Annotated in this window: 8 protein-coding genes; 5 read left to right on the top strand and 3 right to left on the bottom strand. The window is 71.4% G+C overall.

The annotated features are described in order from the left end of the window. Positions 1–317, top strand: a 317-nt coding sequence (locus ACFWAD_RS29690) for a hypothetical protein (RefSeq protein ID WP_378550370.1), incomplete at its 5' end; no start/stop codon positions are given. Positions 318–912: 595 nt separating this feature from the next. Here the strand turns inward: ACFWAD_RS29690 and ACFWAD_RS29685 are convergent. Beyond that, complete coding sequence (locus ACFWAD_RS29685; RefSeq protein WP_378550363.1) at positions 913–1551, bottom strand: hypothetical protein; 639 nt, start codon at positions 1549–1551, stop codon at positions 913–915. A gap of 70 nt (positions 1552–1621) precedes the next feature. On the opposite strand from ACFWAD_RS29685, the gene ACFWAD_RS29680 reads away from it, so the two are divergent. Genes ACFWAD_RS29680 through ACFWAD_RS29670 form a run of 3 tightly spaced genes read left to right on the top strand, consistent with a single transcriptional unit; the run spans position 1622 to position 3160 of the window. Continuing rightward, positions 1622–2290: a hypothetical protein gene (locus tag ACFWAD_RS29680; protein ID WP_378550360.1), complete on the top strand. Its 669-nt coding sequence runs from the start codon at positions 1622–1624 to the stop codon at positions 2288–2290. After that, complete coding sequence (locus tag ACFWAD_RS29675) at positions 2287–2928, top strand: hypothetical protein (protein ID WP_378550357.1); 642 nt, start codon at positions 2287–2289, stop codon at positions 2926–2928. The genes ACFWAD_RS29680 and ACFWAD_RS29675 overlap by 4 nt, the downstream gene beginning before the upstream one ends. A 55-nt stretch (positions 2929–2983) precedes the next feature. Further along, on the top strand, positions 2984–3160 hold the full coding sequence (locus ACFWAD_RS29670; protein WP_378550354.1) for a hypothetical protein: 177 nt from the start codon (positions 2984–2986) through the stop codon (positions 3158–3160). A 30-nt stretch (positions 3161–3190) separates the two neighbouring features. On the opposite strand, the gene ACFWAD_RS29665 is transcribed toward ACFWAD_RS29670, so the two are convergent. After that, the gene (locus tag ACFWAD_RS29665; protein ID WP_378550351.1) at positions 3191–3382 is read right to left on the bottom strand and encodes a hypothetical protein; all 192 of its coding nucleotides are present in this window, start codon (positions 3380–3382) and stop codon (positions 3191–3193) included. A 374-nt stretch (positions 3383–3756) separates the two neighbouring features. Further along, a complete protein-coding gene (locus ACFWAD_RS29660) occupies positions 3757–5133 on the bottom strand; it encodes a replication-relaxation family protein (RefSeq protein WP_378550348.1) in 1377 nt (458 codons plus the stop codon). A gap of 531 nt (positions 5134–5664) precedes the next feature. Here ACFWAD_RS29660 and ACFWAD_RS29655 point away from each other — a divergent pair. Continuing rightward, positions 5665–5949 carry a hypothetical protein gene (locus ACFWAD_RS29655; RefSeq protein WP_378550345.1) on the top strand — a complete coding sequence of 95 codons (285 nt, stop codon included), beginning with the start codon at positions 5665–5667 and terminating at the stop codon, positions 5947–5949. Positions 5950–6200: the final 251 nt, after the last annotated feature.

Raw genomic sequence — 6200 nt, 5'->3', positions numbered from 1 at the left:
GGTACCCCATCGCTCCGCGATGGGCAACCGAAGCCATCGCGCTGCGCGCGATGGTGACGAAGCGTGATGCCCGCTGCTTCGCTGCGGGCGCGGGTGCTGCGCACCCGCCGGCGTCTTCCGCTGCGCTCCAGACGCTGGACGAGTCCGCTCCGCTCCCTCGTCATATCCCTTGCTGCGCAAGGGATATGAGGCCGTTTCACGGCCTGGACGGCCCGTCCGCTGCGCTCCCGGACCGGGCCCGCTGCGCGGGCGGCTGGCAAGGGCGGAGGGTGGCCGGGGCCGGTCGCTCGACTGCATCACGGTCACGGACTGTGTAGGATCCGGGATTCGGCACGGGTGCCTGCGTCATTTTTAAGGCCTAGACAGACTCTGGAACCAGCCCACCCCGCCCCCCAAACGCTCTGTACGGCTCTGTGACGAGCTGACCCCTGGTTCTGGACCTGAGGGGCCAACCGCAGTCCGAACGTGTCACAGGCACGCCTGTGACACGTTGCCAGCCTAAGTGATGCAACATGTACCGTTGGCGGATCCTCAGGACACCCCCGGAAGGGGGTCAGGACGCCTGCTCGCCCCGCTCGGGGCTCTCGCGGAGCGCCTGGCGGTCCGCTCGCCCAACCCCGGAACTCTGTCCCTTCAGCCCCTGCCACCCCAGCCCACAACCCTCTGACCACACACTTTACGGGCGAGCACCACAGGGACAGACCCAAGACCGAACCACCCGAGAACCACCCACAGCCCCACCCCAGACGCTCGCCCCACACCCCGGACCAAAACCGACCCACCCCACCCAACCCCCAACCTGACACCCCATCAAGCAACCCAGACAAATATCACACGTCGCACCGAATACACCTACCACCCCAACCAAAAACACCCACTGAGCACTAGAGAATTCTGCTCGGTGAGGTTGTTCTATTTCTGTTTCTTGTTGGCCTTGTTGACCGTGGCGGCGCTTTTTCCGGCGAATTGGGCAATGCGGCGCTGGGTCCAGCCGAGCGCGAGACCGTACGCGATGCGGGCTTGGGCCTGCTCCTCGGTGAGGAGGGCCGGGGCCATGTGTGGGGCGCACTGCGGCGGGAGGTTGAGCTTCTCCCAGTCGTCGCTGGCCCTGGGCGCGGGCGGGGCAGGTGGGTGCTGTGGGGCGCTGTACTCGGTGTGGGGGCCGGTGCCGCGTTGGCGGAGGACTCCTCGGCGGGCCATGTCGGACAGCTCCATGGAGAGCGTGGACCGGCTCACGGTGGTCCCTGCTGTCTCCAGCTGGCCGCGGATCGTGGAGGTGCTCAGCCACACCTGCGGGTCGGCGCTCTGTACGAGGAGGAGTGTCTGTTCCTTCCACCCCGGGGTGGGCTGTCCGGCGGCCGGCTCGATGGCGGGGGCCGGCAGGTGGTCGGAGGGGGCGGCGTCCTGTGCCGGGGGCGGGCTGCTGTCCGGGGCCCCGAGCTGGAACGTGAAGGGTGCGCCGGGTTGGACGGGCAGTTGCAGGCGGAGGCTTTCGCCAGGTGCGGCGCCGGGCGGTGTGTAGTGGATCGTCAGGATCGTCGGCTCGGTCATGTCCAAGCAACATCCGCACCGGCCGCGAGGGCACGGGGCCGCCGCTCTGTGCCCGCGTAGGGTGACGCGCATGCTGATTGCCAGCCTGAAGCCCAGAACGATGGGCGGTACGACGAACACGGGGCTCCTGACCTATGCCCTGGCCCGGGCCGGCCACCCCGTGGCCTGCTACGACGCGGACGAGTCGCTGCAACTGTCCGCGTGGGCGCGGGACGCCGGAGACTTCCCGTGCCGGGTGCACGAGGCGGACACCCCGGCGTTCGCGGAGACGGTCTACCCGACGATGGACCACGACCGGATCAACGTGGTGGATGCCGGGCACGCCGAGAACCACCCGGACATCGTGGACAGCGTCCTGGAGGTAGCGGACCTGGCCATAGTGACGCTCTCGCCCACTCAGCCGGACTACGACCGCCTGACCAAGCCGGAGCGTGGCACCCCCCTCGCCAAGGTCATCAGGCGGTCCGCCGCTCTGCGCGAGAGCGGGCAGCCGCCGACGACGGTCGTCCTGCTGAACCGGTGCCAGGCCGGGGCCGCCAGCCCGAAGAAGTACGCCGCTCTGCTCACTAGCGCCGACCCGGCCTGGACTGTCCTGTCCACGCGGATTCCGAGGCGGGAGGCCATCGCGTCGGCGGTCGGGTTCCCCTGCGACAAGCCGGAGCGGAAGGCGCCGTACGACGCGCTCGTCACCGAGCTGACCCGGCTGGGTCACCTGCCCGAGGCGAGGCAGCACGCGTGAGCCCCGACACGGCGCTCGGCCGCCGGGACCGGGCGCGCGCCTTCGTCCCCGAGCTGATCCCCGAGCCGCAGGACCTCGACCGCACCGGGCCGCTGGACGCGAAGGAGCAGCAGCAGCTCGACCGCATCCACGCCGCCCGCGACCACCACCAGGCGGCGAAGTGGATGCGGGGCAAGGCGCTGGAGGCGGCGTTCCGTCGGCACCTGTTCCGGGGCGAGGACGGGAAGCGCACCCGGCAGGAGTACCTGGACGACGAGTGGGACGGCATCAGCGAGTCCGCCGCCTACCGGGAGATCAGCGAATGGCCGCTGGCCCAGGAGATCTCCGCAACGTGCGAGAGGCCGGCCCCGGACTCCCACGTCCGCGCCCTGCTCGACGTCGCCGGGGCGAAGGGCCACCAGACGGTGGCCCACTGGTACGCCGAGCTGCGCCGCCACGGCCAGCAGACCGGCCGCCGGGTCACGGCCGACGCCGTGGCCAACCTCGCGGACTTCCTGCGCACGGGCACCGACCCGAAGCGACTGGACGGCCTGTTCGCACCCCGTCAGATCCAGCCCGCGTCCGGCCCGTCCGGACGCGCCGGACGCGGCAGCGGCGCACCGGTCACCGGGCCCGTGGTCGCCCCCGCCCAGGAGTAACTCCCAAATTTGGGAATGGACGACCACGGCCCCGCTTCCCCCTGTCGCGTCCGGGGTGGCGGCAGGGGGGGCGCTGAACGCGGGCCACATCAGCAGACTGAACGCGCTCCTCGCCATCGAGGCGCAGCACGCGGGAATCAGTCCGCAGCGGGCGGCGGACGTACTCGTGCAGGCCCTCACCGACAGCACCCAGGCGCTGCGGAGCCTGATCCGAAGCCACGTCGGCGAGTAGGCCGCGCCCCGGCTGCCCGGCCGGGGTGGGTCAACGGCCGCTCATGACGCCGACGACGCACGACACCACCAGCGCGACGGCCATTCCGCCGCCCATCACGGGCGCGGTGAGGGCCGGGTGCCGGTGCAGCACGTAGACGACGCCGCCGCCCACGAGCAGCGTGACGAGGACCAGGAGCAGGACAACCATCAGGGCGAGCGCGGACACGAGAGTTCCCTTCATCGGGGCATGCCGGGGTCGGCACGCGGAGGGTGGAGCGTGAACGGGCCGGACAGCTTGCGTCTCGGGCACCGGGCAGCAGAGTGGGGGAGAGGCCGGTTAGGCCCGCAACTGCCGGGCGACACCGGGCAGAGCACCCGCCGGCCGTACGCCGTCCCGCTCTGACACAGGGGTTATGGGGGAAAACCGTCCGCAAGTTGGTGTGACGCCGCACACACGCAGCGGCCCCGGTACACCGTGAGGTGTGCCGGGGCCGAGGTGCGGTCCGGTCGTACTGCCCCAGAGCGCGCTGGGCACCGGTCCTGACCCGCGCGCCCATGTCGGCGCGGGCTGAACCCGACCCTAGCCCCGCAAGGGGGCGCCGCTCGCTGGCCGGTTCAGTTGCGGCCGAGCCAGCCGAGCCAGCCTTCCTGGCGCCGTTGCCGGTCCAGCTCCGCCTGCTCGGCCGCCAGCTGCTCGGCCTCGCGCTCTTCTCGCTCCCGAATGGCCGCCTCCCGCTGGCACGCATGGCAGGCGTCCCCCGGGACGTCTGCGCCCCACTCGCCGGGGTAGACAGCCTTGCCGCAGCCCGGGCACGGCCAGCTGGAGGCCTTCCGCGCCCGCTCGGCCGCTGCCTTCGCGGTCGCCTCCTGGTCCTCGCGCTCGCGGCGCCGTACGGCCTCGCGCGCCATATAGGCCTCGCGTGAGTAGTAGCCGTTGTTGTCGAGAGCCGCGGTGAGGGTCTGGCCGCCGCGCTTGCGTCCGTAGCGCCACCAGATCGGCCCGTGCGGCCCATCGGCCTGGAGGCGGTCGAGCCGGCAGGCCACGACCGGCACCCGTCCCTCGAAGGTCCTAAAGCCGTCCTGCTTGCCGTCCCGGCGGTGGCCGGGGTGCCATTCGCCCTGCCAGACCGGCGCCGACAGCTCCGCGATCCCGCGCATGCAGGCGTCCATCGCCTCCGGCCCCATCTGCTTGGTGAACACGATCGCCACCGGAGGATGGGCGACGTCGTCCGGGGCGGTCCACACCGTGCGCCACAACGGCCGCTCCCGCCCGCCGACCGTGAACGCCGCGTTCTTCTCCGTCCGGGCGAAGAACGTGGCGTACCGGTGGAGCTTGTCGGAGACCTCGGCCCGGGTTTCGGTCCCGTTGTCGACCTCCAGGAACAGCAGCGGGACCGGCGCGCCCGGCAGGGCGAACACGGCGTCAGCGCGCAGGCTGCCCCGGGCCGGCGAGGTGAACGTCCCGCCCGTCGGGAGGGTCACCTCGGTCGACCAGGCCGACAACGGCCCAAGGCCCGGAGGCCTTCGGCGCAGCACCGTCTGCCGGGGCACGGTCCGGGTGCGGGCCACCGGTGCCTCGGTCGGCTCGACCGGCTGCTGCACGAACGCCGCGAGGGTCTCGGTCACCCGCAGGGCGTGCTTGGCACCCGACGCCGCCGCCGCCCGCGCCGTCCCGCCCATCTCCTTCACCGGCCGCTCCAACGCATGCGCCGCAGCCTCCAGCCCCGGCGTCGTCAACGACCACAGCTTCTCCGTGATCCGCCGACCGCCCTCCACCCGCGACGTCGTCCCCGCCGACACCACCAGCCCACTGGCCTCCAGGTCCTTGCACCCACCCCGAACCGTCGCCGCATCCGCAGTCCCCGGACACGTCAGGTCCCGCAGCTGCGCCGCCGTCGCGATCTTCACGACACCCAGAGCCTCCAGCACCAGCGCCCGAGTCCGCGTAGTCGACCCGTACTTGCCCACCCCGCCCCGCCCCTCTCCGCCCATCCATCCACTACCTCTCATCCATGATCAGGGAAAGAAAGAGGTGTCGGAGTCCCTGCCCAAGCTGGTCAAGGGGTCTGAGCTGCGAAAACACCCGGATCAGGAGAGGTCATCACCACAGGGGACACAGCAGGGCTCACCACAGGGGAGAAAGCAGGGCCGCCGCAGAGGCTTGCCCACCCCGGGCAACACCAAGGGCCGCAACAGGCTCACAGCCCGCGCGCCGACCAGGGAAAACAGCCTGTGTGCCACACAACTCACAGCCTCGGACGCGGCCCTGACACCTGACACTGACACCGCCGCTCGCGATCCGTCCGCCCCCGTGCCGAGGTCGGCGGGGGAGCGGAGCGCGTCAGGCGTCAGGACCCGGGGCCGCCCCGGGAGCTCGGGGGGCCCCAGGGCGGTGCGCTTCCCGGCCCATCAACGACTGGGCAAGCCCCCGGTTCCGCGCCGGCAGCCGGATGCGAACTTCAAAGTCGGCACCGCCCGAAGTTCACCGCTGGGGACCCCTTCACACGCGCGCGCCACGCGCGCGTGTTGGGACCCCCGGTTCACGGATCCGCTGCGGTGATGATGAAGATGAACTGCCCGGGGAGAATCGGGCCGGTGAGCACCGACCGCCGCCAGCTCGGCACCGGAACCGATCCCGACCGCCACCCCGAGGCGTTCCGCGTGCGAGACACCGGACCGCGCGCCCGTCTCGCCGCCGAACGCCTCCCCGCCGTCCCGGCCGCCGCCGAACCGCCCGCCCGGCCCACCGGCCGCCGCCGCACCCTCGGCACCGGACCGGTCACCGGTGACATCACCGGTGACCGGTGACCTGGAGACCGACCGACCGGTGACCGGGTCGGTGACCAAGAGTGGTTACTCCTTCCTTCCTTCCTTCCCTCCCGCAGAGCCAAAAAGCCCCCCTCACACGTCGCGAGCGGGGCTTTCTCATCGGGAGGGAAGGAAGGAAGGAAGGAAGGAGTAACCACTCTTGGTCACCGAAGGCCGGGAGCCGCACGTAGCGTCGCGGACGGCGCCGCCCCCTTCCATCTCCCCCTGAGGGTGGCGTCACCCATGACCTG

The sequence above is a fragment of the Rhodococcus sp. NPDC059969 genome, assembly GCF_042738325.1.
GTDB lineage: Bacteria > Actinomycetota > Actinomycetes > Mycobacteriales > Mycobacteriaceae > Rhodococcus_F.
This window is presented reverse-complemented; position numbering and strand designations above follow the sequence as displayed.